Origin of the sequence: Janthinobacterium lyxosi (assembly GCF_051380665.1) — a bacterium.
GTDB lineage: Bacteria > Pseudomonadota > Gammaproteobacteria > Burkholderiales > Burkholderiaceae_D > Janthinobacterium.
In genome coordinates this window covers 67,186-94,145 of record NZ_JBNYXM010000021.1, presented here as the reverse complement: position 1 = coordinate 94,145, position 26,960 = coordinate 67,186, and the positions used below count along the sequence as shown (strand labels likewise).

Annotated in this window: 26 protein-coding genes and 1 pseudogene; 21 read left to right on the top strand and 6 right to left on the bottom strand. The window is 63.2% G+C overall.

What is annotated here, in order from left to right:
* Positions 1-333: 333 nt before the first annotated feature.
* From ACQ4WP_RS20760 to ACQ4WP_RS20750, 3 genes are all read left to right on the top strand, one after another.
* Positions 334-1,434: a branched-chain amino acid aminotransferase gene (locus ACQ4WP_RS20760; protein ID WP_436523932.1), complete on the top strand. Its 1,101-nt coding sequence runs from the start codon at positions 334-336 to the stop codon at positions 1,432-1,434.
* A 70-nt stretch (positions 1,435-1,504) separates the two neighbouring features.
* Positions 1,505-2,221 (top strand): ribonuclease T2 family protein, encoded by a 717-nt coding sequence (locus ACQ4WP_RS20755; RefSeq protein WP_436523930.1) that lies wholly within the window; start codon positions 1,505-1,507, stop codon positions 2,219-2,221.
* A 100-nt stretch (positions 2,222-2,321) separates the two neighbouring features.
* Positions 2,322-3,725, top strand: a complete 1,404-nt coding sequence (locus ACQ4WP_RS20750; RefSeq protein ID WP_436523928.1) for an MFS transporter — start codon at positions 2,322-2,324, stop codon at positions 3,723-3,725.
* A gap of 10 nt (positions 3,726-3,735) precedes the next feature.
* Here the strand turns inward: ACQ4WP_RS20750 and ACQ4WP_RS20745 are convergent, their stop codons facing one another.
* Positions 3,736-5,370 carry an acyl-CoA synthetase gene (locus tag ACQ4WP_RS20745; RefSeq protein ID WP_436523926.1) on the bottom strand — a complete coding sequence of 545 codons (1,635 nt, stop codon included), beginning with the start codon at positions 5,368-5,370 and terminating at the stop codon, positions 3,736-3,738.
* Positions 5,371-5,495: 125 nt separating this feature from the next.
* On the opposite strand from ACQ4WP_RS20745, the gene ACQ4WP_RS20740 reads away from it, so the two are divergent.
* The 13 genes and pseudogenes from ACQ4WP_RS20740 to bla all read left to right on the top strand — a co-directional run bounded on the left by ACQ4WP_RS20740 (position 5,496) and on the right by bla (position 16,136).
* Positions 5,496-6,197, top strand: a complete 702-nt coding sequence (locus ACQ4WP_RS20740; RefSeq protein ID WP_436523924.1) for a Crp/Fnr family transcriptional regulator — start codon at positions 5,496-5,498, stop codon at positions 6,195-6,197.
* Positions 6,198-6,259: 62 nt separating this feature from the next.
* Positions 6,260-6,859, top strand: coding sequence for a helix-turn-helix domain-containing protein (locus ACQ4WP_RS20735; RefSeq protein WP_436523922.1), 600 nt, complete (start codon positions 6,260-6,262; stop codon positions 6,857-6,859).
* A 44-nt stretch (positions 6,860-6,903) separates the two neighbouring features.
* A complete protein-coding gene (locus tag ACQ4WP_RS20730) occupies positions 6,904-7,290 on the top strand; it encodes a DUF2946 domain-containing protein (protein WP_436523920.1) in 387 nt (128 codons plus the stop codon).
* A 64-nt stretch (positions 7,291-7,354) separates the two neighbouring features.
* Positions 7,355-7,951 carry an SCO family protein gene (locus tag ACQ4WP_RS20725; RefSeq protein ID WP_436523918.1) on the top strand — a complete coding sequence of 199 codons (597 nt, stop codon included), beginning with the start codon at positions 7,355-7,357 and terminating at the stop codon, positions 7,949-7,951.
* 19 nt (positions 7,952-7,970) lie between these two features.
* Entirely contained in the window at positions 7,971-8,435 is a 465-nt protein-coding gene (locus tag ACQ4WP_RS20720) for a copper chaperone PCu(A)C (RefSeq protein WP_436523916.1), read from the top strand.
* Positions 8,436-8,561: 126 nt separating this feature from the next.
* Entirely contained in the window at positions 8,562-9,188 is a 627-nt protein-coding gene (locus ACQ4WP_RS20715) for a CerR family C-terminal domain-containing protein (RefSeq protein ID WP_436523937.1), read from the top strand.
* A pseudogene (locus tag ACQ4WP_RS20710) lies at positions 9,185-10,394 on the top strand (multidrug effflux MFS transporter). Before ACQ4WP_RS20715 ends, ACQ4WP_RS20710 begins: the two are co-directional and overlap by 4 nt.
* Positions 10,395-10,516: 122 nt before the next feature.
* The gene (locus ACQ4WP_RS20705) at positions 10,517-11,863 is read left to right on the top strand and encodes a DUF3422 family protein (protein ID WP_436523914.1); all 1,347 of its coding nucleotides are present in this window, start codon (positions 10,517-10,519) and stop codon (positions 11,861-11,863) included.
* A gap of 315 nt (positions 11,864-12,178) precedes the next feature.
* Positions 12,179-12,328, top strand: a complete 150-nt coding sequence (locus tag ACQ4WP_RS20700; protein ID WP_436523912.1) for a hypothetical protein — start codon at positions 12,179-12,181, stop codon at positions 12,326-12,328.
* A gap of 70 nt (positions 12,329-12,398) precedes the next feature.
* A complete protein-coding gene (locus tag ACQ4WP_RS20695) occupies positions 12,399-12,893 on the top strand; it encodes a hypothetical protein (protein WP_436523910.1) in 495 nt (164 codons plus the stop codon).
* 64 nt (positions 12,894-12,957) lie between these two features.
* A complete protein-coding gene (locus tag ACQ4WP_RS20690) occupies positions 12,958-13,350 on the top strand; it encodes a BlaI/MecI/CopY family transcriptional regulator (RefSeq protein ID WP_426089748.1) in 393 nt (130 codons plus the stop codon).
* Complete coding sequence (locus tag ACQ4WP_RS20685; RefSeq protein ID WP_436523908.1) at positions 13,347-15,110, top strand: M56 family metallopeptidase; 1,764 nt, start codon at positions 13,347-13,349, stop codon at positions 15,108-15,110. Before ACQ4WP_RS20690 ends, ACQ4WP_RS20685 begins: the two co-directional genes overlap by 4 nt.
* Before the next feature lie 57 nt (positions 15,111-15,167).
* Entirely contained in the window at positions 15,168-16,136 is a 969-nt protein-coding gene (gene bla / locus ACQ4WP_RS20680) for a subclass B3 metallo-beta-lactamase (RefSeq protein ID WP_436523906.1), read from the top strand.
* A 6-nt stretch (positions 16,137-16,142) separates the two neighbouring features.
* Here the strand turns inward: bla and ACQ4WP_RS20675 are convergent, their stop codons facing one another.
* Together ACQ4WP_RS20675 and ACQ4WP_RS20670 are read right to left on the bottom strand one after the other, a co-directional pair.
* Entirely contained in the window at positions 16,143-16,466 is a 324-nt protein-coding gene (locus tag ACQ4WP_RS20675) for a tetratricopeptide repeat protein (RefSeq protein WP_436523904.1), read from the bottom strand.
* Between the two features lie 71 nt (positions 16,467-16,537).
* Positions 16,538-17,089, bottom strand: a complete 552-nt coding sequence (locus ACQ4WP_RS20670) for an alcohol dehydrogenase catalytic domain-containing protein (protein WP_436523902.1) — start codon at positions 17,087-17,089, stop codon at positions 16,538-16,540.
* Between the two features lie 3 nt (positions 17,090-17,092).
* On the opposite strand from ACQ4WP_RS20670, the gene ACQ4WP_RS20665 reads away from it, so the two are divergent.
* From ACQ4WP_RS20665 to ACQ4WP_RS20655, 3 genes are read left to right on the top strand one after another with little or no spacing between them, the layout of a single operon-like run.
* The gene (locus tag ACQ4WP_RS20665) at positions 17,093-17,266 is read left to right on the top strand and encodes a hypothetical protein (RefSeq protein ID WP_436523900.1); all 174 of its coding nucleotides are present in this window, start codon (positions 17,093-17,095) and stop codon (positions 17,264-17,266) included.
* 55 nt (positions 17,267-17,321) lie between these two features.
* On the top strand, positions 17,322-19,412 hold the full coding sequence (locus ACQ4WP_RS20660; RefSeq protein ID WP_436523898.1) for a TonB-dependent siderophore receptor: 2,091 nt from the start codon (positions 17,322-17,324) through the stop codon (positions 19,410-19,412).
* Positions 19,413-19,415: 3 nt separating this feature from the next.
* Positions 19,416-20,579, top strand: a complete 1,164-nt coding sequence (locus ACQ4WP_RS20655; RefSeq protein WP_436523896.1) for an acetyltransferase domain-containing protein — start codon at positions 19,416-19,418, stop codon at positions 20,577-20,579.
* 21 nt (positions 20,580-20,600) lie between these two features.
* Here the strand turns inward: ACQ4WP_RS20655 and ACQ4WP_RS20650 are convergent, their stop codons facing one another.
* From ACQ4WP_RS20650 to ACQ4WP_RS20640, 3 genes are all read right to left on the bottom strand, one after another.
* Positions 20,601-22,478 carry a transthyretin-like family protein gene (locus ACQ4WP_RS20650; RefSeq protein ID WP_436523895.1) on the bottom strand — a complete coding sequence of 626 codons (1,878 nt, stop codon included), beginning with the start codon at positions 22,476-22,478 and terminating at the stop codon, positions 20,601-20,603.
* Between the two features lie 105 nt (positions 22,479-22,583).
* Positions 22,584-23,114: an isochorismatase family protein gene (locus ACQ4WP_RS20645; RefSeq protein WP_436523893.1), complete on the bottom strand. Its 531-nt coding sequence runs from the start codon at positions 23,112-23,114 to the stop codon at positions 22,584-22,586.
* A 50-nt stretch (positions 23,115-23,164) separates the two neighbouring features.
* Entirely contained in the window at positions 23,165-24,082 is a 918-nt protein-coding gene (locus ACQ4WP_RS20640; protein WP_436523891.1) for a LysR family transcriptional regulator, read from the bottom strand.
* A gap of 121 nt (positions 24,083-24,203) precedes the next feature.
* Here ACQ4WP_RS20640 and ACQ4WP_RS20635 point away from each other — a divergent pair, with 121 nt between their 5' ends.
* Both ACQ4WP_RS20635 and ACQ4WP_RS20630 read left to right on the top strand, forming a co-directional pair.
* Positions 24,204-25,421, top strand: a complete 1,218-nt coding sequence (locus ACQ4WP_RS20635; protein ID WP_436523889.1) for an ABC transporter substrate-binding protein — start codon at positions 24,204-24,206, stop codon at positions 25,419-25,421.
* 17 nt (positions 25,422-25,438) lie between these two features.
* Entirely contained in the window at positions 25,439-26,953 is a 1,515-nt protein-coding gene (locus ACQ4WP_RS20630) for a CoA-acylating methylmalonate-semialdehyde dehydrogenase (protein WP_436523887.1), read from the top strand.
* Positions 26,954-26,960 lie beyond the last annotated feature (7 nt).

The following is a 26,960-nucleotide window of genomic DNA, read 5'->3' as shown; positions in this document are numbered from 1 at the left end:
ATCGGGGCCCGCAGAGCAATACAACTGCAACAAGGCCGGATATAGAACTGCAGCCTAGCCTGTCTGAAACACACAAAATCACCTTGCCAAACGGGAGGCGTCCATATAGTCGTCATGGCGGCTTTCGATAGCGCTGCCAGGCAGGGCGTCAGGCGTGGCAGGGAAGAAGGAAGGCTGATATAATAACGCAAACGAGAATCATTCGCAAATGATGGCGCTGGTTCTCTTGTGGCGGGGCCGCTGTTTTGCCATCCTCCTGGCCATCCTCGTTTGCCTGATCAGGCGCCTTAGGCGCTACAATAGGGATACTGTTCACTAGTTCCCATTGCTGCCATGACCACTTCCACACCGAATCTCGTCGTCACCCCATCCGCCCACCCCCTGTCCGACGCCGAGCGCGCCGCGCGCATGGTCAATCCCGCCTTCGGCCGCATCTTCACCGACCACATGGTGGTGATTCCTTACCGCGACGGCAAGTGGCAGCAGGGTGAATTGAAGGCGTACGGCCCGCTGATGCTGGACCCGTCCGCCTCGTCCCTGCACTACGGCCAGGCCATCTTCGAAGGTTATAAAGCGTTTGCCCAGCCTGACGGCAGCATCAAGACTTTCCGTCCAGAACAGAATGCGGCCCGTTTCAACCGCAGCGCCGCGCGCCTGGCCATGCCGGCCATCCCCGCCGAGCTGTTCCTGGAAGCGGGCGACGCGCTGATTGCACAAGACCGCAACTGGGTGCCGAAGAACACGGGCGAGAGCCTGTACATGCGTCCGCTGATGATCGCCACCGATCCTTACCTGGGCGTGCGTCCTTCGGAAGAATACCTGTTCGTGCTGTTCGCCTCGCCAGCTGGCGCCTATTTCCCGAAAGGCGTGAAACCCGTCACCGTGTGGATCAGCGAAGACTTCGTGCGCGCCGCGCCTGGCGGCACGGGTGAAGCGAAATGCGCGGGCAACTACGCGGCCAGCCTGATGGCCCAGTCGCAAGCACAGGAAAAGGGCTGCGACCAGGTCGTCTGGCTGGACGCCGTGCACCGTGTATTCATCGAAGAAATGGGCGGCATGAATTTGTTCTTTGTCTACCAGGATGGCGAGAAAATCACCGTCGTGACGCCGGAACTGACGGGTACCTTGCTGCCAGGCATCACCCGCCGCAGCCTGCTGGACATGGCGAAAGACCTCGGTTATGCGACGGAAGAGCGTAAATTGTCCGTCCAGCAATGGCGCGACGATATCGCCTCGGGCCGCATGACCGAAGTGTTCGCTTGCGGCACGGCCGCCGTCATCACGCCCGTGGGCGTGGCCAAGGCCAATGGCTTTGAAATGACCATCAACAATAATGAAAACGGCGCCGTCACCCTGGCCTTGCGCGAAGCGCTGCTGGGCTTGCAGCATGGCACGGCGCCGGATACGCATGGCTGGATGCATAAAGTTTGCTGATCAGCTTGTTGGATTGATACCGCGCCGGCACTCAGTTGCCGGCGTTTTTATATCTTGAAAGGGAAACCTGATGCAATTGCGAACTGTCTTGCCGGCGCTGGCCGCCGTTTTCCTCAGCCTGTCCGCTGGCGCCGTGCATGCGGCCGACGCCACGTGCGCCATGCCCCGCAATGTCAGCTATATCGATTACGACGTCAAGCCGTCGGACGAGAAAAACACCTGCTACAAGCAAAGCACCAACGTACCCACTGATTACTTCATGCTGGCGCTGTCGTGGTCGCCCGGCTTTTGCGACAGCCAGCGCCGCCGTGGCGCAGTGTCAAAGAAGGCCGCCTTCCAGTGCGCCGAGAGCAACCACTTCGGCTGGATCGTGCATGGCCTGTGGGCGCAGTCGAACAATCCCGCCACGTGTGTAGACATTTCCGTGACGCCGCCGCGCAAGACAGACTTGCACCCACGCTATTGCAAGGGCAATTTGCCGAAGCTGGCGCCGTCCGACATCCTGCCCTATATGTGCATGCAGCCCGGCGAGGCCTTGTTGCAGGGCGAATGGGAAAAGCACGGCGCCTGCGATTTCGGTACGGCCAGGGAGTATTTCGACAAGGAACGCGAACTGTTCCAGGCCTTGAAATTGCCGGATAGCACCATGCCGAAGAATGAGCTGTTCCAGTGGATGAAGCAGTACAACCCGCAGTTGAAGGGCCGCTGGCTCGGCTATGAAAAGCACTCGGGCGAGTTGCGCATCTGTTATTCGAAAGATTTCAAGGTCATCGACTGCCAGAAGTGATGGGCGTTGCTTGCACGGCAGAGTCCGCCTATCCATGCTAGTGTCTTGCCTGCGGCGAGTTGCCACGCTCGATAGGCTAGACGAACAGGCAATGCGGAACATGATGAAGCAGAAAAATTGGGCGCAGCCCGTCCTCGTGGGCGAGGACGGCTTGCCGCCCGGCGCCCGTTTATGGGCCATGCTGGCGCTGGCCATCGGCGTCGGCATGGCCTCGCTCGATACGGCGATTGCCAACACGGCCTTGCCGGCCATCGCCAGCGAGTTGCATACGACACCAGCGGCCTCGGTCTGGATCGTCAACGTCTATCAGCTGGCGATGGTGGCGACCCTGCTGCCGTTTTCCGCCCTCGGCGAAATCGCCGGCTACCGGCGCGTGTTTATTTCCGGCATGTTTTTATTTACCCTGGCCTCGCTCGCTTGCGCACTGGCGTGGTCCTTGCCCTCGCTGGTGGTAGCAAGGCTCTTTCAAGGCGTCGGCGCCAGCGCCATGATGAGCGTCAATACGGCGCTGCTGCGCGCCCTGTACCCCAAGCATTTGCTGGGCCGCGCCTTCGGCAATAATGCGCTGGTGGTGGCCGTCGCGTTCGCCATCGGGCCCACGGCCGCTTCGCTGATACTGGCGACGGCCTCGTGGCCGTGGCTGTTTGCCATCAATGTGCCGCTGGGCGTGCTCGGTTTTTTCCTCGCCAGCCGCATGCTGCCAGCCACCAGGCTGTCCGGGCACACGCTCGATGCGCGCACGGCGCTGTACAACGTGGGCGCCTTCGGCTCGCTGATTTTATTCTTTGGCCACGCGGCCCATCACGCGGCCCTGTCGACCTTGCTGCCGGAACTGGTGGCCGTGGTGATCTTTTTTATCTTGCTGCTGCGCCGCCAGGCGGGACATGCGGCGCCGATGCTGCCGATCGACCTGTTCCGTCGCCCCCTGTTCCTGCTGTCGTCGCTGACGGCCATCTGCACCTTTGCCGCGCAGGGGCTGGCGTTCGTCTCGCTGCCATTCTATTTTGAAGTGACCCTGGGCCGCTCGCCCGTCGAAACGGGTTTTTTGATGACGCCGTGGGCCGTGCTGGTGGCCGTGATGGCGCCCGTGGCCGGGCGTTTGAGCGACCGTTATTCACCGGGCGTGCTGGGCGGCATCGGCCTGGCGGCGCTGGCCGGCGGCTTGCTGACATTGGTATGGATACCGGCCCACCCCAGCGCGTTTGACATCGGCTGGCGCATGTCCTTGTGCGGCATCGGTTTCGGCTTTTTCCAGGCACCCAATTTGAAAGCCATCATGGGTAGCGCGCCGCCCGAGCGGGCTGGCGGCGCCAGCGGCGTGGTGGCCACCTCGCGCCTGATCGGGCAAGCCACGGGCGCGGCGCTGGTCGCCTACTGCTTTACCGTTTCCGCCGCCAAAGGCACGACGTATGCGCTGTGCCTGGCGGCAGGGTTCGCCGCCGTGGCCAGCATCGCCAGCTTGTCGCGCCTGGTGGTGGCGCAGCCGGCGGGCAAAAGCGACTGACTGGTATGGCTTAGACGTCGATGGCCTTGTCCGACTGCATGCGTTTGCGCAATTCGAACTTCTGGATCTTGCCCGTCGACGTGCGGGGCAGGGGGCCGAAATAAATGGCTTTCGGCACCTTGAAACCAGCCAGGTTGTTCTTGCAGAAGGCGATCAGTTCCGCTTCCGTCACGCTGGCTCCTTCGCGCAGTTCGACGAAGGCGCACGGCGTCTCGCCCCATTTCTCGTCCGGCTGGGCGATGACGGCGGCGGCCAGCACTTGCGGGTGGTGGTACAGCGCATCCTCCACTTCCACGCTGGAAATATTCTCGCCACCGGAAATGATGATGTCCTTGCTGCGGTCCTTCAGCTTGATATAGCCGTCCGGATACATCACGCCCAGGTCGCCCGTGTGGAACCAGCCACCGGCAAACGCTTCCTGCGTCGCCCTTTCATTCTTTAAATAACCTTTCATGCAGATGTTGCCTCGGAACATGATCTCGCCGATCTGTTCGCCATCGGCCGCCACGTGCTGCATGGTTTCCGGATCGATCACGGCGACGGCGCTTTGCAAATGGTAGCGCACGCCCTGGCGCGATTTCAACACGGCCCGTTCTTCCTGGCTCAACGCTGCCCACTCATCCTGCTCGGCACAGATGGCGGCCGGGCCGTATACTTCCGTCAAGCCATACGAGTGGATCAAATCAAAGCCCATCGCTTCGATCTTCGCCACCATGGCGGCAGGCGGCGGCGCGCCAGCCACCATGCCGCGCACGCTCCAATCGATGCCGTCGCGCCAGTTGGCGGGCGCGTTGGCCAGGGCCGCATGCACGATGGGTGCCGCGCAATAGTGGGTGATGCGCAATGCGCGCATCAGGTCGAACACGAGCTTCGGCTCGAACTTGCGCAGGCACACGTTGACGCCGGCACGCGCGGCGATGGTCCATGGGAAGCACCAGCCATTGCAGTGGAACATCGGCAAGGTCCACAGATACACGGCATGCTTGGGCATGTCCCACTCTAATATGTTCGACAGGGCATTCAGGGCCGCGCCCCGGTGATGGTAGACCACGCCTTTCGGGTCGCCTGTGGTGCCGGATGTGTAGTTGAGGGCGATGGCATCCCACTCATCTGCTGGGGGCTGCCAGTCGTAATCGGGGTCGCCGCTGGCCAGCAAGCTTTCATAGTCGAGGTCGGAAAAAGCGTCCACTTCCGGTCCCAGCACGTCGTTGACCTGGATCACGCGCAAGCCGGGAATCTGCGCCGCCATCTGGCGCGCCAGCTCGGCAAACTCGGTGTCGGCCAGCAAGACTTTCGCCTGGCCGTGGCGCAGCATGAAGGTCAGCGCCGCCAGGTCCAGGCGGATGTTCAGGGCGTTGAGGACGGCGCCGGTCATGGGTACGCCAAAGCTCGCTTCCACCATGGCGGGCGTGTTCGGCAGCATCACGGCCACCGTGTCGCCCGTGCCCACGCCCAGCTTGACGAGGCCGGAGGCCAGCCGGCGCGTGCGCGCATACGTTTCGCGCCAGCTTTGGCGCACGGCGCCATGTGCAATTGCCAGGCGATTGCCATATACTGCCGCTGCCCTGGCGATATAGTCGAGCGGGGTGAGGGCGGCGTAGTTGGCGCTGTTTTTGCCGAGGCCGGTGTTGAAATCAGCTGTCATGCTTGTCTCCTGGTAAATAATATTGGTACTGGAATTCTGCAGCTCCCTGTTTCGGGATTGATACCGGCTAGCATAGCACCGGCGCTGGAAAATCACTGTCATCTTAGTGACAACTGAAGGATGGAATGGATAGCAACGATAGTGTAGACCGTGCCGTGCCCGAACTCGATAGCCACGACTGGTTCACCGCCCTCGATGCCGGGCATCAGGCCCTGCTGCGTGCCGGCAGCGTGCTCCGGCATTACGCGGCGGGCGCCTTCATCACGCGACGCGGCGAACCGTCGCTGCATTGGCTCGGCGTGCACACAGGCTTGATCAAGCTGGCCGTCTACAACGCCGATGGGCGCGGCGCCACGTTTTCCGGCGTGCCGGCGGGCGGCTGGTGCGGCGAGGGCAGCGTGCTCAAGCGCGAACTGCGCCGCTACGACGTGGTGGCCGTGCGCGCCGCGAACATCATCCTGGTGCCGGCGGACCTGTTTCATCTGCTGCTGGCCGAGAGCCTCTCCTTCAATGCCTTTGTGATCCGCCAATTGAACGAGCGCATGGGGCAATTCATCGCCACCATCCAGAACCAGCGCCTGCTGGCCGTCGATGCGCAAGTGGCGCAAGCCATCGCGCAGCTATTCCATCCCATGTTATATCCGCGCACCTCCAGCGTGCTTGAGCTGTCGCAGGAAGAAATCGGCTTGCTGACCGGCATTTCGCGCCAGCGGGTGAACCTGGCCTTGGGCAGACTCGCCGAACTGAAACTGATCAGCATCGCCTATCAATCCATCCGCGTGGTGGACCTGAACGGCTTGCGCCGCTATGGCGTCGCGTCGCTGTGATGACAGACTGTTTGCGCGATGTGTGGCATGCTGGCGGCTCGCTCACCACATTGACCTGACGCATGGCCCTCGTTTCCGATCATCCTTTGCACTTGCTGGGCTTGCGCTTTCCGCTCAGGCTGCGCGTCACCGTGCGTCAGGGTTTTGTGACTTTGCATAATGAAATCACCACCAAGAAACTGGGCAGCGGCGACAGTTTTGTCGTGCCCGCTTTTTTGCGCTTCGCCTGCGACGTGATGCCAGGGCGGGGCAAGCCGGCCGTGTTCACCCTGGCGCTGGAAGAGGATGACGCGCAGGCAGGTCATGGCGGCGGCAAGCGCTGGAGCCAGGCGCTGGCGCAGCACATCTTTGATACGCCGCAAGGCAAATGGACGGCGGCGCGCCTGGCGGCCCTGTGGCAAGTGACGCCGCACAAGGCGCGCGCGCGCCTGTTTGCCGAGGGCGAGGCATTGCTCAGCCTGGTGCGCGAGCAGCGCCTGGCGCACGCGCTGCACACGGCGGCGCAAGCGGGCGCCGATGGCGAAGGCGGCGAGCGCGACCTGGCGCAAGTGGCGGCCGGCTCCGGTTTCGCCTCGATCCCCGCGTTTTGCGACGCCTGCGTGGACGTGGCCGGCGTACGTCCCAGCCTGTTCCTGCGGGGCCAGGCGGGCGCGCCTGCGTAACGCGATAGCCAGACTCCGCTATAATCGGGGCCATGGGATCATTATTGAAGCGCAAACAGTGGCATATGTGGTTCGCCTGCCTGGCGATACTGCTCAATGCACTGTCACCGTCCCTGTCGTATGCGTTTGCCTCGCTGCACGCGAACACGAACAATGCCGCCGTCGAGATATGCTCGGCCAGCGGCGCCGTCTACACGCAAGCGGACCTGGCGCCAGCCGTCAAATCCACCACCGATTCCGTACTGCACCACATCGAGCATTGCCCGTTCTGCATGAGTCACGCGGGTAGCGTGGGCTTGCCGCCATCGTCATCCTCGCCGCTGGCCGTCATCACGGGCCACGACCACTATCCGCCATTGTTTTACCAGGCGCCGCGGCCCCAGTTTGCATGGCTGGGCGCCAGCCCGCGCGGTCCCCCTTTGCCTGCCTGAACGCACCAGTCACGCCTTCTACGTCCTCACTTGTCTCAACTACGCCCATTGGGCCGAAATTACCATGAAACGTCGTCTTTTTCTTCTCGCCGGCACGGCGGGATTGCTCACGCTTGCCGCTTGCGAACAAGCACCGAAACCCCATTACAACGGTCTGGACTTGACGGGAGGCGATTACAAGCCCGACTTCAAATTGAGCGGCCCCGACGGCAAGGTCTACACCCTGGCCGATTTCACGGGCAAGTATGTGATGGTCTTCTTTGGCTTTACGCAATGCCCGGACGTTTGCCCGACAGCCCTGTCGCGCGCGCTGGAAATCCGCCAGAAACTGGGCACCGATGGGGATAAACTGCAAGTGATCTTCATCAGCATCGATCCCGAACGCGACACGCCCGAGTTGCTGGGCGAGTACATGCGCGCCTTCGACCCCAGTTTTCTGGGCTTGCGCACGGACCCGCAGGCGACGGCGCAGACGGCCTTCAACTACAAGGTCTTCTACCGTCGCGTGCCCAGCGGCAGCTCTTACACGATGGACCACACGGCCATCAGCTATGTGCTCGATACGGAGGGGCGCATGCGCCTGGGCTTGAAACACCAGTTGACGGGCGACGAGTGCGTGCAAGACATCAAGACCCTGATGAAATCGAAATACACCTTATAACGACACCGAGGAAATAATCATGACCCATTTGAAAACCCTGCTGGCCACGGCCCTGACCATGCTGTCCTTCTCCGCCATCGCACAAAGCGGCGTGCAAATTTCCGACCCGTGGGTGCGCGCCACCGTGCCGCAGCAAAAAGCCACGGGCGCCTTCATGCAGATCACGGCGCCGAAAGCCATGCGCCTGCTGGAAGTGCGCTCGCCCGTGGCGGGCGTGGCGGAAATCCATGAAATGAGCATGACGGACAATATGATGCGCATGCGCCAGGTCAAGGAAATCGCCTTGCCGGCCGGCAAAGCCGTCGAGCTGAAGCCGGGCGGTTACCACGTGATGCTGCTGGAACTCAAGGGCCAGGTCAAGGCGGGCGACAAGATTGCGCTGACCCTCGTCGTCGAAGGCGAGGACAAGCGCCGCGAAACCATCGAAGTCAATGCCGTGGCCCGTCCGCTGGGCGCGACGACCATGCCAGCCATGAAGCACTAAGCTGCAACAATGCCTTTGCAAAGCCCGGTTCGCCGGGTTTTTTTGCGCCCGTTTGAAAGTTAAACAGCTGTTTAAGTGATGGGAAGGGCATGACCGAAGAGAAAGAAAACGAACCGGCGCGCGCGCATCCTGCAGGCGGCGGTCCAGCTGTTTGCCGACGAAGGCTACAAGCTCGCGTCCGTGCGCAGGATATGTGTAGCGGCCCACGTCAACGTGGCGATGGTCAATTATTATTTTCATGGCAAGGAGGAACTGTACCTGGCCGCCTTCGACCATGCGCGCGCGCTGGCGCGTGCGTCGGCCGCTGCCGCGCCGGATGCCGGCCCTGCGGCGCCCGTGGCGCCCGTCGAGCAGTTGCGCCTGGCGATAGAAGCGATGGTATTCGACATGTTGCGCCCGGGGCCGGCTTCTCTGTTCAGCCGCCTGGTGGCGCGCGAACTGATCGAGCCCACGGCCGCCATCCACATGCTGGCCGAACGCGATGTGCGCGCGCACCATGCCCTGTTTACGGGCTTGATCCGTGGCGTGGTGGGAGCGGCCATGCCGGACGAGGTGGTGCAGAAATGCGTGTTCAGCGTGTTTGGCCAGGCCGTGTTCTATGCCCGTTCGCGCATCGTGCATGAACTGGTGGCGCCGGAAATTACCTATGACGAGGCGGGCACTGCCAGCATTGCGCAACATGTCGCGGCGTTCTCGCTGGCGGCCCTAGCTGGCTTGCGCCGCCAATATGACGATGCGCAGATGCTTGCATGAAAGCGCGCAACCTGACTCTGGTGCTGGCCGGCCTGGCCATGCTGGCCCCGTTCGCCACCGATACCTTTTTGCCATCATTTCCCGCGATCGCTACGCATTTCGACGTCAGCAGCGTGCTGGTGCAGCAGACCCTGAGCGTTTACCTGGCCGCCTACGCCTTCATGACCTTGTTCTACGGCACCTTGTCCGACTCGTTTGGCCGCCGTCCCGTGATTCTCGCCTCGCTCCTGATTTTCGCCGCTGGCTCCATCGGCGCCGCCTTCGCGCCCAGCTTTTGGCTGGCTGCTGTTCTTCCGCGGCATGCAGGGCGCCTCGGCGGGGGCGGGCAGGGTCATCGGCCAAGCCATCGTGCGCGACAGTCTGTCGGGCGCGGCCGCGCAAAAGATGCTGGCCAATATCATGATGGTATTTGGCATTGCGCCCGCCATCGCTCCCATCATCGGCGGCTGGCTGCACGTGGCGTATGGCTGGCAATCGACGTTCGTCTTCACCTTTTCCGTCACTGTGCTGCTATTGCTTGCCTGCCTGAAAGGCTTGCCGGAAAGTTTATCTGTCGAGCAACGCCAGCCTTTCCACCCTGCCAGCATCGCGCGCAATTACTGGCTGGCGCTGCGCCACCGGGCTTTCCTGCGGCGTTCGCTGGCCGTGGCCTTTGCCTTTGGCGGCTTTGCCCTGTACATCGCCTCGGCCCCGCATTTCATTTTGGAATTACTGCACTTGCCGGTAACGGCCTTCGGCTGGATGTTCATCCCCATGGTGGCCGGCCTGGTGCTGGGCTCGGCGCTGTCGGGCAAGCTGGCGCATGCCGTGAAAAGCACCGTGCTGGTGCGCTGGGGCTTGCTGGCCATGGCGGCCACGGGCGCGCTCAACATCGTTTACAACCACTGGTTCGCGGCCAGCATCCCGTTTGCCGTCGTGCCCGTGATGCTGTACGCCTTTGGTATGTCGCTGGCCTTGCCGGGCATGACCATGTCCACGCTCGATATTTTCCCGCAGATGCGGGGCCTGGCGGCGTCCTTGCAAAACTTCGTGCAAATGCTGGTGTTTGCGCTGGTGTCCGGATTTGTCGCACCCTTGCTGTTCGACAGCGCTTTCAAATTGGCGCTGGGACAGGCTTCGGCCGTGGCGCTGGCCGCCGTGTTCTGGTGGCTGGGCAGCCGCCAGGTGGCGGGGCAGGGCGCGACCGGAATTATCAAAACAGCATGATAGGTCTTGGAAAAGAGTGGCATGCTTCCTGCTTTGTTACACTGTGACAATCGGACCCGTGCCGCGGGCGCCATAGCACGCGCGCGGGTCTAAGCAGTTTTGCAACTTTACCTTTGGCTATCATGCACTTGATTAACTCCAGTTTGAACCACGCCTTGCGCGTGCCGCTGGCTGCGGAAATCCACTCGCGGCCGTTTTTGCAGCTCGATGCCCCCGAGCTGATCACCCATCTGGCTGTGTATAAAGATGACAGCGCGGCGCCGGGTGCGTCGAATATGGCGGCCCAGCACGCCACCCTGGCGGCCCTGTGCACGCATTTCGGGGTCACGCCGCCCGCCGCCGAAGCCAAGTATTTTTATTACGACTTTGGCCGCTTCCGCCTGAAATGGGAATGCCATACGGAATTTGCCACGTTTACCTTCGCCGAGCATCCGGGGCAAGTCTTGCCCCTGGAACAGGCGTTCGAGCGCATGCCCCTGGAGCAATTGCCACAGCAATGGCTGGTGGGCTTGAAGGGCAAGCTGATGGTGGCTGCGCACGTGGTGCTCGAGCAAGCATTAGCCCCGGCCGAGATCTTCATGCAGGGCTTGTCTCGCGTGTTCGAGGGCAATACCCTGGCCGGCAGCAAAGTGTTGCAGGGCGGCGAATTGTGGACGGATTTTACGATCCAGTCCGACGGCTTCAGCCGTTTCGTCATCCGCGATGCGGGCATGCACTCGCAGCAGTCGGGCCGCCTGGTGCAGCGCGTGCTGGAAATCGAAACCTATCGCATGATGGCCTTGCTGGGCTTGCCCTACGCCATGCAGGCGGCGCCATCCTTGAACGCCATCGAAAACGAACTGGCGACCCTGGCCGCCGCCATGGTCGATACGGATGACGCGCCGGGCATGGCCAAGGCCGACGAGGGCGTTGCCGAGCAAGCCTTGCTCGACCGCATCACGCGCCTGGCGGCCCGCATTGAAAAGCTGTCACTTGACAATAGCTACCGTTTTTCCGCCTCGAAAGCCTACATGGGCCTGGTCAAGGCGCGCATCGACGAGTTGCGCGAAGTGCGCATCGAGGGTATTCCCACGGTCGAGGAATTCATGGATCGCCGTTTGACGCCCGCCATGAATACCTGCGAAGCGATGGCCAGCCGCCAGGAAGCGATGGCGCAGCGCATTGCCAACACGAATGACTTGCTGCGCACGCGCGTGGGCATCGTGCAGGAATTGCAAAACCGGCAAATCCTGCAATCGATGAACGCCCGCGCGGCGCAGCAGCTGCGCTTGCAGCAAGCGGTGGAAGGCTTGTCCGTGGCCGCCATTTCGTATTACGTGATCGGCCTGTTCAGCTACACGGGCAAGGCGGCCAAGGTGCTGGGTTTGCCCGTGAATCCGGAAATCCTCGTCGGCGCCCTGGTGCCCTTCGTGGCGGCCGGTGTGTGGCTGGGGCTGCGCCGCATGCATCACAAGTTGCACGCGGACTGAGCTGTACGGCAGCGCCGCTGGGAGCGCATCGGTCCGGCCAGGCGCAAGCAGTTCAAGGCCGCGTCGCGTGAGCGCGAAGTGACGGTGGGCGGTCATACCTTCCGGCACAACGCAACGAAAATCAATGACAGCTTGCTGCAGGCCTTGGGCGACCTGTCCGAGCTGAACCGGCTGCCGTGCCTGATGTCCATCGAGACCAGGCACGGCACGCCAGCATCCTTTCATCAATAAACTGCGCTGGCAATCCTCGGCAGTCAGCTGCCCCGCCTGACCCGGCAGCCCGATGGCGTCGCCAGTCTGGTCTTGAACGAAGGCTTGAGCAATCTCACACTGGAAAGCGCGCCGGCGCTGCTGCCGTTCCACGGGCTCGACCGGCTGGGCGGCCTGTCGCTGGTGAGCATGAAAGAAGTCGATCTGGCGCAAGTGGCGCAGCGCTTTCCCCATCTGACGGCCTTGCGCATCTGACCCAGCTGCGGAGTTCAGTGCCTATGATCTGTTCGGTTTCACGGCGGAGGAGTTTCCATCGGCCACGCAATTGCCGAAGCTGTCTGCCTTGTGGCTGAGCAGCTTGCCCGCCGATGCCGCCAAGGCCATCAAGGCTGGCTACAAGAAAGCGGCGGCGCAGGGACTGGACTTATCGGTGACCAAAGCGCGCAAGCCGGAATGGCTGGCTGAAAACCTGCTCAAACCGTTCCGCGATTGGGATGGCCGCGAGCATATTTCTCCCGCGTATGCGAAAAAGGCGGCGCTGGCTTACAAGAAAATGCTGGCCGTGACGCGCAGCATCGATGCCGCCATGGAGGCGACGGCGGCGGCCGCCGCGCTGGAGGCGATGGTCACTGCCTATGTGGATGCATTCAACAAGATCAATCGGCGCTCGGGCATCATCGAGACGGTCGAGCGCGAGGAAATATACACGGTGCTGGTGGAGTTGCTGGCTCAGCTGGTACAGCATCTGGGTGATCAGGGTGCGGCGCAGGTCGCCGAAGCGGCCTTGCTGGAGCTGTTCGACCGCTTGCGCGAATTTTAGTCTCGCCTGGCTATCTAGAAAAAAAGTTCTAGACATGACGTTCTAGAGTGGGTATTCTAACGTCATGTTAAAAAATACCTCCACTCCCCATCCCACGGCCGCCGAACTGGACCTTCTGCGCATCCTGTGGCGGCGCGGTCCCTCCGACGCCCGCGCCGTGTATGACGCCCTGGCCGAAGAGCGTGCCGACGCCAGTTACGCCACCGTGCTGCGCCAGCTGCAGCTGATGCATGGCAAGGGCTTGCTGAGCCGCGATGAAAGCCAGCGGCCGCAGCTGTATGCAGCCGTCGACGCGCAGGAAAAGCTGCAAACGAGTCTGCTCAAGGATTTGATCGGCAAGGTGTTTTCCGGTTCCGGCAAGGCGCTGGTGCTGACGGCGCTGCGCGAGCACGTGAGCGACGCGGAACGCCTGGAAATTGAAAAGATCCTGCGCAGCAAGGATGGCAACGCACCATGAACCTGGACATGCGCTTGGGCATAGAGTTGGGCAACCTTGTCCCGGCGCTGGGCTGGGTCTTGCTGTATTTTGTCTGGCAAGGCGTGATCGTCGGCGCCGTGTCCGCTGTCCTGCTCTGGCTGCTGCGCCACGCCAGCGCGCGCTGGCGCTATGGCGTCTGCGCGCTGGCGCTGCTGCTGTGCCTGTGTATTCCCTCCGTCCATCTGCTGTCGCTCCTGTCGGATGCGGGCGCGTCGCCGGCCCGGCTGGCTATGGCAGCGCCGCCCGCCTGGCGCGCCGCGCTGCAAGCGTGGATGCCGGCCCTGGTGCTGGCCTGGAGCGCCGGCGTTGGCTTGATGAGCTTGCGCCTGTGCCTGGGCCTGGCCTGGGTCGGCAAGCTGCGCCGCCAGGCAGTGGCCGCGCCGGCCATCTGGCAGGCGCGCCTCGATGCGCTGGCGTTGCGCATGGGCTTGCACCGGCGGCTGCCGCTGAAGCTGCATGCTGGGCTGACCAGCCCCGTCACCGTGGGCTTCTGGCGTCCCGTCATCCTGCTGCCGGCCGCCTTGCTGAGCGGCATGCCTGTCGCCTTGCTGGAAGCGCTACTGGCGCATGAACTGGCGCACGTGCGGCGCTGGGACTACCTGGTCAATCTCTTGCAAAGCGTGGTCGAGGCGCTGCTGTTCTTCCATCCCGTCGTCTGGTGGCTGTCGGCGCGCATGCGGGCCGAACGGGAACAGGTGGCCGACGCTCTGGCTGCGCAAGCGCTGCAAGACCCGCAGCAACTGGCTACGGCCCTGCATGCGCTATCCCTGCACACGGCCGCGCCGCATCATTCCGGTCTGCTGATGTCGGCACGGGGCGGGGCGTTGCTGACACGCATCGAACGCCTGATGGCACCCGGCCCCGACACGGCCGGCTGGAAACTGGCCGTGCCCGCCATGCTGCTGGCCTGCGCCACCTTGTTGCTGCAGACGCAGGGCAAGCCTGTGGTCAACGGGGCGACCCTGGCCGAAGCCGCCGCCGGCATGCTGGCCTTGCCCGTCAGCGCGAAACACATGCTGGTATTTGACGACAGCACGGGCCAGGTGCTGATGGCGAAGGATGCGGACGCCGTCGTGCCGATCGCCTCGATCACCAAGCTGATGACGGCCATGGTGGTGCTGGACGCGGGGCTCGATCCCGATGAAAAGCTGCGCATCGTGCGTGCGGACGGCGATGCATCGCTGCAGCGCCGCGGGGTGCTGGCCGACGGCGTGGCCGTGTCGCGCGGCGCGCTGTTGCAACTGGCGCTGCTGCCATCGGAAAACCGCGCCGCCGCCGCGCTGGCGCGCACCTATCCGGGTGGCAACGCGGCCTTTGCGCAAGCGCTGCAGGCGAAGATACATGGCCTGGGCCTGACGCGCACCACCTTGACGGACCCGGTCGGCAGTTCACCAGCGAATACCTCGACGGCAAACGAGGTGGCGAAGATCGTCGCGGCGGCCGCGCGCTATCCGGACATCGCCCGCATCACCAGCCACCCGCAAGCGAGGGTGGCCGTCAATGGCAAGACGCGCACCCTGCACAACACCAACCCGCTGGTGGGTGGCAAGGGCTGGGACATTCTGCTGTCCAAGACGGGCAGCAGCAACGAGGCGGGCAGCTGCCTGACCATGCGCATGCGCAGCGGCGGCAAGCACGTCACCGTGGTGCTGCTGGACGCAGACGGCGCGCAGCGGCGCTCGTTCGACGCCGGCCGCATCCGCGACACCCTGGCCGGGAGCCCAGGCCGCATGCATTGATGCCCCCCCCGGGCGCGCCAGTGCGGGCGCCCTTCTTTTTACACTCTGGAGATGAAGATGACACTATTGGCGAAGTTGATGCTGGCGACGGTTGCGACCATGGCGGCAGGCACGGTGCAGGCAAAAACGCCGGCACCGATGCAAAATAATCCTGTTAATTGCGACAATTGCAAGGAATGGAATGCGCCCGTCAAGCCATTCAATATCCATGGCAATAGCTGGTATGTGGGCACGGCCGGCCTGTCCGCCGTGCTGGTGACGAGTCCGCAGGGCCATATCCTGCTCGACGGCGCGCTGCCGCAATCGGCGCCCCTGATCATCGCCAGCATCAAGGCGCTGGGCTTTCGCATCGAGGATGTGAAATATATTCTCAATTCGCATGCGCATTGGGACCATGCGGGCGGCATTGCCGCGCTGCAACGGGCCAGCGGCGCCACGGTGGTGGCCAGCGCCTCGGGCGCCCCGGTGCTGCAAAGCGGCACGAATGGCAAGGATGATCCGCAGTACCAGGCCGATCCTGTCGTGCATGTCGCCAAAGTCGCCAAGGTCAAGGTGGTGGGCGAGGGCGATACCGTCAAGGTGGGCCCTTTGACGCTCACGGCCCACATGACACCGGGCCACACGCCCGGCGGCACGACGTGGACCTGGACCTCGTGCGAGGGCGCACGCTGCCTGAACGTGGTGTACGCGGACAGCCTGAACCCGTATGCCAGCGGCGATTTCACATACACGGGCAAAGGCGCCGGCAAGGGCAAGGATGTTTTGCCCGACATTTCGGCCTCGTTCGAAGCGAGCATCGCCAAGGTGGCTGCCTTGCCATGCGACATCATCATCCCCGTGCATCCGGGCACGACGGACGTGCTGGGCAAGGCCGCCAAGCGCAGCGGTACAAGCAATCCCCTGATCGACGCCAACGCCTGTCGCGCCTATGCAGCCGAAGCGGGTGGCTTGCTGGCCAAGCGCCTGGCAAAAGAACGGGGCGAGGCGGTGCCTCTTGAGGCCAAGGGCGCCGCGCACGCGCACTAAACTGTTTTACTCTGCCGCCTGCTGCTGTTTTTGCAGGCGCTTCAGGAAGACCGTCATTTCCTTGACGGCTTGCAGGTCGCCTTGCTGCTGGGCCACAGTCACGCCCGTCGTCCAGGCGGCCTGCGCTTCATCCAGCCGGCCCAACTGGTGCAAGGCCTTGCCCAGCAGCTTCCAGGCGGCGGAATAGTCCGCTTGCTGTTGCGTCGCCTGCGTCAGGTGCAGGGCGGCTTGCTCGGCGTCATTGTCTTTCAGGTAAGCATCTCCCAGGCCGAAGCGCAGCAGGGCGCTGTCGCGTCCCTGCGCCAGCAGTTTTTCCAGCTTTTCACGCATTCTCGCCTCCATTAATATGCAAGTTAATTCTTGCATATTAGCGCTTCCGCCTGCAAGTAACAAGCCGGCGTTCAGGCGGCCACATCCACCACCAGCTTGCCGCGCGCGCTGCCATCGATGTGCGCCGCATGCGCGTCGTGTGCCGTGCGCAGGGTTAAGCGGCGCGCATCGAGCCGTATGTGCAGCTTGCCAGCCTCGATCAGCTTGTTGGCTTCGCGCAAGATGGCGCCATGGCGCGCGTGGCCCAGGCCGCTCAACAGGGGCAGCAGGGTGAACACGCCCAAGCTTACTGCGAGCTGCACGGCCATGTGCCCCACGCCACCCGCGCCGCCATGCACCAGCATGGTGTCGCCCGCCTGCACGTGGGCGCGGTCGACCAGTCCTTCCCAGGCCGTGATGAAGACGAGAGGCAGGGCGGCCGCCTCGCGCAGGCTCAGTCCTGGCGGCATGGGCGCCAGCAGGGCAGCGTCGAAGACGCCGTACTCGGCCAGCGAACCCTGGATGCCGCCGATACCGCCCGCCATGCCATAGACTGTTGTGCCAACGTGAAAAGTCGTCACGCCCTCGCCCACGGCCGCCACCGTGCCGGCCAGGTCGATACCGAGGATGGCGGGGTCGGGCATGGCATGCCGCAGTCGCCGCAGGAACTGGAACAATTTTCCTGCCTGCATTTTCCGTACCCGACATCGCGCCAGGTGCGGCCCTGGCTGTTCCACCCGCGCCACTTGCGCGCGGCCAAGGTGCAGGTGTTCGTGGATTTTCTGGCGCAGATTTTCGGGCAAGGCTTTAATGAGAATTGATTATCAATTATAATGCAAGCCTATTGCATTAATTTGCGCCCTAGTCAGGAATTCCATGTCCGTGTTTTTACGCCGCCCCGTTGCGCTTTTTCTGGCCGTTGCCAGCCCCTGGTCATCGGCATTTGAGCCAGCGCAGGCCGACGATGTCGTCACCGTCAAGGCCGAGCGCCAGCACTACCGCAGCCTGTCCGCCACGGGCGCCACCAAGACGGATGCCCTGCTGATGGATTTGCCGCAAAGCGTGCGCGTGCTGACTGGCGACCTGCTGCGCGACGCTGGCGTGACGACCCTGGCCGGCGCGCTGGACCTGGCCAGCGGCATCGCGAAGCAAAGCCCGCTGGGCGGCCTGTGGGACAGTTACGCCATGCGCGGCTTTACGGGCGACCCGAATTTCGGTTCCGACTACATGGTCAACGGTTTCAGTTCCAGCCGCGGCTACAACGGCATGCGCGATGCCGGCAACACGCAGAATGTGGAAGTGCTGAAAGGCCCCGCGTCGGCCCTGTATGGCCGGGGCGAACCGGGCGGCACGGTGAACATCACCACCAAGAAACCGAAGTTCGCGCCCGACTACAGCGCCGATGTTTCGTTGGGCAGTTTCCAGACGCGCCGCGTTGCGCTGGACTTGACGGGGCCCTTGAGCGACAGCTTTGCCTACCGCCTGAACGCGGCGCATGAAGAAGGGCACAGCTTCCGCGATACGCTGCAGGTCGAGCGCAGCCTGTTTTCTCCATCCTTCCTCTGGCTGGTGGGCGAGCACACGACCGTGTCGTATGAAATCGAAGCGGTGCGGCAGCGCGCGCCGTTCGACCGGGGCGTGCTGGCCGTGAATGGCAAGCTTGGGGCCGTGCCTGTGGCGCGCTTTCTGGGCGAACCGGGTGACGGGCGCATGACAGTCAAGTCGCTGGGGCAGCAGTTATTTATCCATCATGCGCTGTCGGACGACTGGACGGTGCAGGCGGGCGCTTCTTACCGCGACAGCGCATTGAAAGGTTATTCGACCGAGGCGAACAAGCTGCTGGCCGATGGCCGCACCCTGAACCGCCAGCGCCGCTACCGCGATTTCTCGGCCACGGACGTGTCCGCCCGCATTGAAGTGCTGGGCAAGTTCAAAACGGGCGCGCTGGCGCACGAGGTGCTGGCCGGTGTCGACGCCTATCACTTCGACGACCACCGGGTGCAGCTACGGCGCGATCCCACCGCCGCGAATGCCTATGCCATCGATATTTTTGCGCCCGTGTACGGCGGCAAGGCCGCTCCGCTGGCCCTGTCCATCGACACGCAGGAAGGACAACAGGCGCGTGGCCTGTATGCGCAGGACCAGGTCGACCTGGGCGCGCAATGGAAGGCGCTGGTTGGCGTGCGCCACGATACGTACACGCAGGACGTGACGAACAATCGCCTGAACACGAGCAACCGCCAGTCGCTGTCGGCCACCAGCCCGCGCGCGGGACTCGTCTACCAGCCGTCGAAAATGTGGTCGCTGTATGCGAGCGCGGCCAAGGGCTTCCGCCCCAACAGCGGCATCAGCATCGATAACCAGGCGTTTCCCGCAGAGCGCAGCCGCTCGTATGAGCTGGGCGCGAAGCTGGAAACGGGCAAGCTGACGGGCACTCTGGCCGTGTATGACATCCGCAAGAGCAATGTGCTGACGACCAATCCCGCCAACACGGACTTTGCCATCGCGGCGGGCGAGGTGGGCAGCCGCGGTCTGGAACTCGACGTCTCGGGCGAAGTGGCGCGCGGCTTGCGCCTCTCGGGCGCCTATGCGTACACCAACGCCACCGTCACGCGCGGCGACAATACGATAGGGACGGGCAGCCGCTTTGCCAACGTGCCGCGCCACAGCGCCAACCTATTGGCCACGCAGCAATTCGCGCTGGGCACGGGCACGGCCAGCGTGGGCGGCGGTGTGCAATATGTGGGCGAGCGCCTGGGCGACGTGGCCGTCAGCAGCAAATTTACTCTGCCGGCCTATACGACGGCCAGATTGCTGGCGTCGTATTCGCCGAACGCCAAATTGCGCCTGGCGCTGAACGTGGAAAACCTGTTCAACCGCAGCTACTATGCGAGCTCCTATAGCCAGTTGTGGGTGGCGCCGGGGGCCGAGCGCACGCTGACCCTGAATGCCCATTACCGTTTTTAAGGGATGACCATGACATTGACCACTCCCGCCACCCTGCGCACCCGCATCGCCGTCATCGACGTACTGCGCGGCCTCGTCATGCTGATCATGCTGTTCGACCATGTGCGCGAAACCGTGTTTTTACATCATCAGGTGGGCGACCCGATGGATGCCGCCGGCGTCGATCCGGCCCTGTTCTTCACGCGCATGGCCGCCCACGTGTGCGCACCCATGTTCGTTTTCCTGACGGGGCTCTCGGCCTGGCTGTACGCGCATCCGGCTGCCGGGCCCCGCAGCGCGGCGGGTTTTTTGTTCAAGCGGGGCTTGCTGCTGGTCGTGCTGGAACTCATATTCGTCAACTTTGCGTGGAGTGGCGCCTTTCCGCCGCCTGTGCTGTATCTGCAGGTGATCTGGGTCATCGGCCTGGCCATGATGGCGCTGGCCGTGCTGCACCGGTTGCCGTTAACACTCCTGGTGGCCCTGGGCGTGGCGATTATCGCGGGACAGCATCTGTTGACCAGCTTGCGCGCGGAAGAGGGCAGCTTTGGCTACTATCTGCTGACGGTGCTGCTGCAGCGCGGTTATCTGGTGGCCGATGGCGCCATGAAAATCAAGGTCAGCTATCCGCTGCTGCCGTGGATAGGCGTGATCGTGCTTGGCTATGCGGCAGGTCCCCTGTATGCGCGCACCTTCAGTGCCGAGGCCAGGCGGCGCTGCCTGCTGGCGCTGGGCGGCGGCAGCTTGCTGCTGCTGGCCGTGCTGCGCGGTTTCAATATCTACGGCGAAACCCTGCCATGGGTGGCGGGCGACACGGCCCTGCGCACGGCCATGAGCGTGCTGAATTTCACCAAGTATCCGCCATCGCTGGACTTTTTGCTGTTCACTTTGGGCCTGGGCTTGCTGGGCCTGGCGTGGCTGGAAAGCATCGACAACGGGTTCACGCGGGCGTGCGCCACCTTTGGCGGCGCGCCCATGTTTTACTACTTGCTGCACCTGTACTTGCTGCTGGTGATAGGCATCACCTTGACGGCCGTGCTGGGCGCCAATCACGGTGCCCGCTATGGTGTCGAACATATCTGGCAAGTCTGGCTGATCGCGCTGGCCCTGATGCCCGTGCTGTACTTTCCCTGCCGCGCGTTTGCCCATTACAAGCGCACGTCGCAGCAGGCGTGGGTACGCTATTTCTGAATGATGCCTACTTGCTAACGCCTACTTGCAGTACAGTCGGTCGATACTGTGCGACGACGCCAGGTAATGCCGCGTCTGCCATCCTATGGCCACGCGGTAGGCGCACGGCGGGTCTAGCGTCACGTTGACGGGAAAACCGCCGTTGTTGCCCGATAAATGCGGCCCGCCCGCACCGCCGCGGAACAGATAATTGCTCGGTGGTGGCGGTGGGGTGAATGTGGCGGCCGGCAGCGGTGGCGGCGGGTGCGCGATGCCGTTGTTGTTGGAAATCGTAATGTTAAAGAAGCGCAAATGCGGATGGTCGATCGTGTACAGGATATGCACGAGGCCGCCCGCGATGGGGTTGCAGGCATTGCTGCGCAATTCTTCCAGGTCCAGCGCCACGATGACGGGCGAGTTGTCGAAGACGATGGAATCGAGCCCATCCGTGGCCAGCAGCGCCAAGGTATTGCCATCGCGCACCTCGAAGCCCAGGCGGTAGCGGCGTATCGGTTCGCTCTCGGCGGCCGTCAGGCTGCGGCCCGCATCGAGGATGGGCAAGCCGCCCGGCAGCTTGGCCGGATGCAGGCTGGTGATGGCGGGCGTATTCACGGTGAGCAAGTCGAAGGTGCGCAGGAAGATGTTGGGCGCCACGTTGACGATGGCCGTCGTGCCGTCGCGCATGTCCACGGTGACGGGCTTGCCGTCCACCCGTATCCAGCCGCCCGGTTTCAAATCGCCCGCGTCGACGATCACTTGTGCCGAGTCGCTCAAGCCCAGTCCATTCGTATAAAACACATAGCCGACCAGGGTGCCGAGCACTTGGCTCAAAGGTGCCAGGCTGGCCGGCGCCACCGTGGGCAAGGCTGCCGGGTCGTCGCTGCCGCCCGGCCAGGACCATTCGCCGATGAGGAAACGGTATTCGAGCGGATTGGCGGGGATGGCGCTGTTACGCAGCGGGCAATTGCCCTTCAAGGTGACACCGCCGGCGAACACATACGAGGCGCCGGCGCCGCCCGCATAGCCTTGCGGGGAAAAGCCTGCCAGCGAGGGAAACGGGTGGATGTCGAAGATTTCCACTTGCTGCCAGTGGGGCACGCCTTCCACGTCGGGCGGCAAGACGTCCTTCGAGCACAATTCCACGCAGAAACAGTGGCCCACGTTTTCGCGCCCTGGCTGGCGCCCGTAGGCCTGGCTTTCCGACAGGATGGTCACGCTGCCCAACTGCGTCGTGAAGTACACGTCGGGGCCGCTGGCGAACTCCACGTTGATGAACGGTGAAAATGGCGTCAGCGTGAAGTCCGACGTCAGGTAATCGATGCGGAAGCGCCCGCTGGCATCCGTTACGGCGTCGCCCAGCGCATCGTCCTGCAGCCAGTCCGCGTCGAAGGCGCGCACGGTGGCGCCGGCGATCGGCGTGTGGGGCGCGTCGCAGGTGCGCAGCCGGCCGCAGATGGTCCAGGCCCCGAAGCGGGCGCGCACCAGGCACCAGAAGCGCTGCGGCAGGCAATAGTCCCAGACGGCGAGGAAATCATTGTCGACCTGGCGCCAGCGGGGCTGGAGGGTGGTGATGGAAAACTGCAGCGGCACGGGGTCTTTCGGCCCCGGCTTCAGGTGCGGCACGCTAGGGCACAGGATATCGACTTCGACGGCCTCGCCCTGGTACTGTTCCTTGTCGCTCAGGGTAAAGCTGTAGTTGCCATCGTCATCCGTGCGCGCCTCGGCCAGCAGGAAGGGCGCCTTCGCCTGCACCTCTTCATCGGTGAGGATGGCGAAGGTTTCCTTGGCACTGGCCACGGCCAGGGCCGTGACGTTTTGCGACTCGCGCGGGCGGTACAGGCGCACGATGACGTGCGACAACGGTTCCGGACATTCGGCACAGATCAAGCCGCACAGCTTGCCCCGCAGGATATAGGCCATGATGGTTCCCTTGCTGATTTGGAAGGCGGGCCGCTAGCAATGGCGGCGCTGTTACCAAGCTAGCAAATAGGTGGTCGAGGGGCTTGATCCTGCGTAAAGGAGTGGCTATTTAATCAGCGCCAGTACGTCGCGGAAACGCGGATGCTTGCAATCGCGCAGCCACTCGAAGGCCAGCATCTCCACCGTCACCAGATGGGCGCCCAGCTTGCCCAGGCGGGCCAGCGCGGCGTCGCGGCTGGCGCTCTGGCGCGAGCCGACGGCGTCGATGGCGATGATCACCTCATAACCGAGTTCGAGCAGGCCGATGGCCGTCTGCAACATGCACACATGGGCTTCGCAGCCCGTGACGACGATCTGTTTGCGTCCGGCCGGCAAGATGTCCTGCAAGCCATCGGCGCAGGCGCCGAAATGCGTCTTGTGCAAGGTCCGTTCGCACAGGGCGGCGATCTCTTCCACGTTCGGCCCCAGTCCCTGGCGGTTCTGTTCCGTGCCCAGCACGGGCACGTCAAGCAGGCGGGCGATCTTTGCCAGGCGCAGGTTTTGTGCCAGCACCAGGCCGGCATCGTGGATGGCCGGCATCAAACGGCCTTGCAGGTCGACAATGACCAGTACAGCCTGGTTCGCATCCATCAGCATGGCATCTCCTTTAATCAGTAATGGCTACAGTGTAGCGCGCCGCAGTTTGCTTAAGTTGGCCAGCTGGGCGTGGCCGTCTCGCCCATCAGGTAAGCGTGATTCAAATCGATGGCGCTACGCAGGTAGTTCCACAGGGCGCTGACCCGGGCGATGTTGCGCCGCTCGCTCGGTGAAATCATCCAGAAGGCGCGCAGCAGGTCGATCTCGCCATCGAGCACGGGCACCAGTTCGTTCGACTGCTGAGCCACGAAGCAGGGCAAGATCGCCAGCGCCTGGCCGGCGCGCGCCGCGTGGTACTGGGCGATCACGCTGGTGCTGCGAAACGCGCGCAGCGAATCGGGCGCCACGTTATCCATGTAGCGCAACTCGGCGCTGAAAACCAGGTCGTCCACGTAGCCGATGATGGGGTGCTGCGCCAGTTGCGCCACGCTGGTGATGGGCGCGTGGCGCGCCAGGTAGCTTGGTGTGGCGTACAGTTTCAGCCGGTAGTCGGACAGCTTCGTCACCACATACGGGCCGGACAGGGGGCGCTCGATGGAAATGGCCACGTCCGCCTCGCGCTTGGACAGGCTGACGAAACGGGGCACGGCGATCAAGTCCACGCTGATGTGCGGGTATCTCCCGCAAAATTGCGCCAGGTGGGGCGCCAGCACGATGGCGCCGAAGCCTTCCGTGGCGCCCAGGCGCACCTGCCCCGACAGCAGACGGTTGTGTTCGCCCAGCTCTTCGGTGGCGGCAAACACCGTGCTTTCCATGTTTTCCGCGTATTCCATCAGGCGATGGCCCTCTGGCGTCAGCTGGTAGCCCACGTAATTGCGGTCGAACAGCTGCGTGCCCACCTGCTCCTCGAACTTGCGCATGCGCCGCGACACGGTGGAATGGTCGATGCCCAGCTTTTTCGCCGCATCGACGAGGCCGGCGCTGCGCGTCAGTTCCAGGAATACCCGTACATTGTCCCAATCGAGCATGGCAGACTCTCCTTGTGCATTTTTGCAAATGAATTATGCATTAATTTCACTTGAGTGCATATTTTTACACATGCAGAATGCATCTAAACATATAAGAAAACCCATTCACCTGGAGACACGCATGAAAAAAACCGTTCTGGCCATGGGCGCGCTGGCGCTCACCCTTTCCTTTGGCGGCGCGCAGGCGCAGATTTCCGATGGCGTCGTCAAGGTCGGCATCCTGACTGACATGTCCGGCCCGTATTCGGCCATGGGCGGGCGCGGCTCCGTCGTCGCCAGCCAGATGGCCGTCGAGGATTGCCTGAAAGCCGAATGCAAGGGCATGAAGATCGAAATCCTCTCGGCCGACCACTTGAACAAGGCCGATATCGCCGCTTCCAAGGCGCGCGAGTGGATAGACCGCGACAAGGTCGATGCCATCGCCGACCTGACCAATTCCTCGGTGGCCCTGTCCGTGCAAAAGCTCATGAAAGAGAAGGGCGGCATCGCCATGTTCAGCGGTCCTGCCACGGGTCGATTGACGAACGAGGATTGCTCGCCGAACGGCTTCCACTGGATGTTCGACACGTATTCGCAGGCGGCCGGCACGGCGGCGGCGTTGACCAAACTGGGACAGAAATCGTGGTACTTCGTCACCGTCGATTACGCCTTCGGCCACTCGCTGGAAAAGGATGCCAGTGAAGTCGTCAAGCGCAATGGCGGCACGGTGCTGGGCGCCGTGCGCCATCCGCTGAACGCCTCGGATTTCTCGTCCTTCCTGGTGCAGGCGCAAGGCTCGAAGGCGCAGGTGATCGGCCTGGCCAACGGCGGCGCAGACGTGGTGTCCGCCATCAAGCAGGCGCGCGAATTCCGCATCGGCAGCGGCAAGGACCAGCGACTGGCGGCCTTGCTGGTGTTCCTCTCCGACGTGCACGCGCTGGGACTGGAAACGGCGCAGGGCCTGGTCTATGCGGATGGTTTTTACTGGGATTACGATGACCGCGGCCGCGCCTTCGCGAAACGCTTCGAAGCGCTCAACAAGGGCGCCAAGCCAACCATGGTGCAGGCGGGCGTGTATTCGAGCGTCTATCACTACCTGAAATCGGTGGCGGCGGCGAAGAGCGACGACTCGAAAATCGTCGCCCAGAAAATGCGCGAGCTGCCCATCAAGGACGCCGTCATGAACAACGCCTCGATCCGTCCCGACGGTCGCGTGATTCACGACATGTACCTGGTGCAGGTGAAGACCCCGGCCGAATCGAAGGGCGCATGGGATTACCTGAAAGTGCTGTCCACTATCCCCGCCGAGCAGGCCTTCAAGCCGATGGATGCGGCCGCGTGCAACCTCGTTAAAAAATAACCACGGAGTCTCAAACCATGAACCAAGCCCTCACCCAAGTCCCTGCCATCCCCCTGCATATCGGTGGCAAGCACCACGCATCAATCAGCACCGAGTGGCGCGACGTCGTCAACCCGGCCACGCAGGAAATCGTCGCCAAGGTGCCGTTTTCCACTCCGGACGAAGTCAAGCTTGCCGTCGCCACGGCCAAGGACGCATTCAAGACCTGGAGGAATACCCCGCTGGCCGCGCGCATGCGCATCATGCTCAAGTACCAGCACCTGATACGCGAAAACATCGGCGCCCTGGCCGAACTGATCACGCGCGAACACGGCAAGACCCTGCCGGACGCGGAAGGGGAAGTCATGCGGGGCCTGGAAGTGGTGGAGCACGCGTGCTCGATCGCCACCCTGCAGTTGGGAGAAATCGCGGAAAACGCGGCCACCGGCGTCGATGTCTACAATATCTACCAGCCGCTGGGCGTGGGCGCCGGCATCACGGCCTTCAACTTTCCCGTCATGCTGCCGTGCTTCATGTTCCCGATCGCTATCGCCTGTGGCAATACTTTTGTCCTGAAACCGTCGGAGCAGGACCCGTCGTCGACCATGTACCTGGTCGAACTGATGTACCAGGCGGGCTTGCCGGCCGGCGTCTTGAATGTCGTGCATGGCGGCGCCGATGTCGTCAACATGCTGTGCGACCATCCCGACATCAAGGCCGTTTCCTTCATCGGTTCCACCCACGTGGGCACGCATGTGTACCGCCGCGCCAGCGAATCGGGCAAGCGCGCGCAATCGATGATGGGCGCGAAAAACCATTGCGTGGTACTGGCTGACGCCAACAAGGAGCAAGCGATCAATAACCTGATCGGCGCGGCGTTCGGCGCGGCCGGCCAGCGCTGCATGGCCAATTCCGTCGTGGTGCTGGTGGGCGAGGCCCGTTCCTGGCTGCCCGAAATCGTCGCCCGCTCGCAAGCGCTGAAAGTGGGCCCGGGCAGCGACCGCGATGCGGACCTGGGGCCAATGGTCTCGAAAGCTGCCATGCAGCGCGCGGAAAAGCTGATACAGGCGGGCGTGGACGAAGGCGCGCAGCTGCTGCTCGATGGCCGCGGCCACAAGGTGGCCGGTTACGAGGGCGGCAATTTCATGGGGCCGACGATTTTCTCGAAGGTGGCAGCATCGAACTCCGTCTACACGCAGGAAATTTTCGGCCCCGCCATGTGCGTGGTCGAGACGGATACCCTGGACCAGGCCATCGCCTTCATCAACGCCAACCCGAACGGCAACGGCACCTCGATCTTCACTTCGTCCGGCTGGGCGGGGCGCAAGTTCCAGAACGAGATCGACGTGGGGCAGGTGGGCATCAACGTGGCCATTCCCGTGCCCGTCGCCTATTTCAGCTTCACGGGGTCGCGCGCGTCGAAACTGGGCGACCTGGGCCCGAACGGCAAGCAAGCCTTGTACTTCTGGACGCAGACCAAGACCGTCACGGCGCGCTGGTTCGCCCCGGACGATGGCGGCAGCGGCGTCAATACCACCATTTCGATGAAATAAGGGGCAG

Bases quoted from the DNA above. Each gene is read 5' to 3' on its own strand.
- ACQ4WP_RS20640 (WP_436523891.1), bottom strand. From the start codon at position 24,082: ATGCTCGATTGGGACAATGTACGGGTATTCCTGGAACTGACGCGCAGC.
- ACQ4WP_RS20690 (WP_426089748.1), top strand. From the start codon at position 12,958: ATGTTAAAAAATACCTCCACTCCCCATCCCACGGCCGCCGAACTGGAC.
- ACQ4WP_RS20725 (WP_436523918.1), top strand. From the start codon at position 7,355: ATGAAACGTCGTCTTTTTCTTCTCGCCGGCACGGCGGGATTGCTCACG.
- bla (WP_436523906.1), top strand. From the start codon at position 15,168: ATGACACTATTGGCGAAGTTGATGCTGGCGACGGTTGCGACCATGGCG.
- ACQ4WP_RS20665 (WP_436523900.1), top strand. From the start codon at position 17,093: ATGCCGCAGTCGCCGCAGGAACTGGAACAATTTTCCTGCCTGCATTTT.
- ACQ4WP_RS20660 (WP_436523898.1), top strand. From the start codon at position 17,322: ATGTCCGTGTTTTTACGCCGCCCCGTTGCGCTTTTTCTGGCCGTTGCC.
- ACQ4WP_RS20740 (WP_436523924.1), top strand. From the start codon at position 5,496: ATGGATAGCAACGATAGTGTAGACCGTGCCGTGCCCGAACTCGATAGC.
- ACQ4WP_RS20630 (WP_436523887.1), top strand. From the start codon at position 25,439: ATGAACCAAGCCCTCACCCAAGTCCCTGCCATCCCCCTGCATATCGGT.
- ACQ4WP_RS20735 (WP_436523922.1), top strand. From the start codon at position 6,260: ATGGCCCTCGTTTCCGATCATCCTTTGCACTTGCTGGGCTTGCGCTTT.
- ACQ4WP_RS20705 (WP_436523914.1), top strand. From the start codon at position 10,517: ATGCACTTGATTAACTCCAGTTTGAACCACGCCTTGCGCGTGCCGCTG.
- ACQ4WP_RS20645 (WP_436523893.1), bottom strand. From the start codon at position 23,114: ATGCTGATGGATGCGAACCAGGCTGTACTGGTCATTGTCGACCTGCAA.
- ACQ4WP_RS20720 (WP_436523916.1), top strand. From the start codon at position 7,971: ATGACCCATTTGAAAACCCTGCTGGCCACGGCCCTGACCATGCTGTCC.
- ACQ4WP_RS20760 (WP_436523932.1), top strand. From the start codon at position 334: ATGACCACTTCCACACCGAATCTCGTCGTCACCCCATCCGCCCACCCC.
- ACQ4WP_RS20655 (WP_436523896.1), top strand. From the start codon at position 19,416: ATGACCATGACATTGACCACTCCCGCCACCCTGCGCACCCGCATCGCC.
- ACQ4WP_RS20750 (WP_436523928.1), top strand. From the start codon at position 2,322: ATGATGAAGCAGAAAAATTGGGCGCAGCCCGTCCTCGTGGGCGAGGAC.
- ACQ4WP_RS20675 (WP_436523904.1), bottom strand. From the start codon at position 16,466: ATGCGTGAAAAGCTGGAAAAACTGCTGGCGCAGGGACGCGACAGCGCC.
- ACQ4WP_RS20685 (WP_436523908.1), top strand. From the start codon at position 13,347: ATGAACCTGGACATGCGCTTGGGCATAGAGTTGGGCAACCTTGTCCCG.
- ACQ4WP_RS20745 (WP_436523926.1), bottom strand. From the start codon at position 5,370: ATGACAGCTGATTTCAACACCGGCCTCGGCAAAAACAGCGCCAACTAC.
- ACQ4WP_RS20670 (WP_436523902.1), bottom strand. From the start codon at position 17,089: ATGCCCGACCCCGCCATCCTCGGTATCGACCTGGCCGGCACGGTGGCG.
- ACQ4WP_RS20650 (WP_436523895.1), bottom strand. From the start codon at position 22,478: ATGGCCTATATCCTGCGGGGCAAGCTGTGCGGCTTGATCTGTGCCGAA.
- ACQ4WP_RS20635 (WP_436523889.1), top strand. From the start codon at position 24,204: ATGAAAAAAACCGTTCTGGCCATGGGCGCGCTGGCGCTCACCCTTTCC.
- ACQ4WP_RS20755 (WP_436523930.1), top strand. From the start codon at position 1,505: ATGCAATTGCGAACTGTCTTGCCGGCGCTGGCCGCCGTTTTCCTCAGC.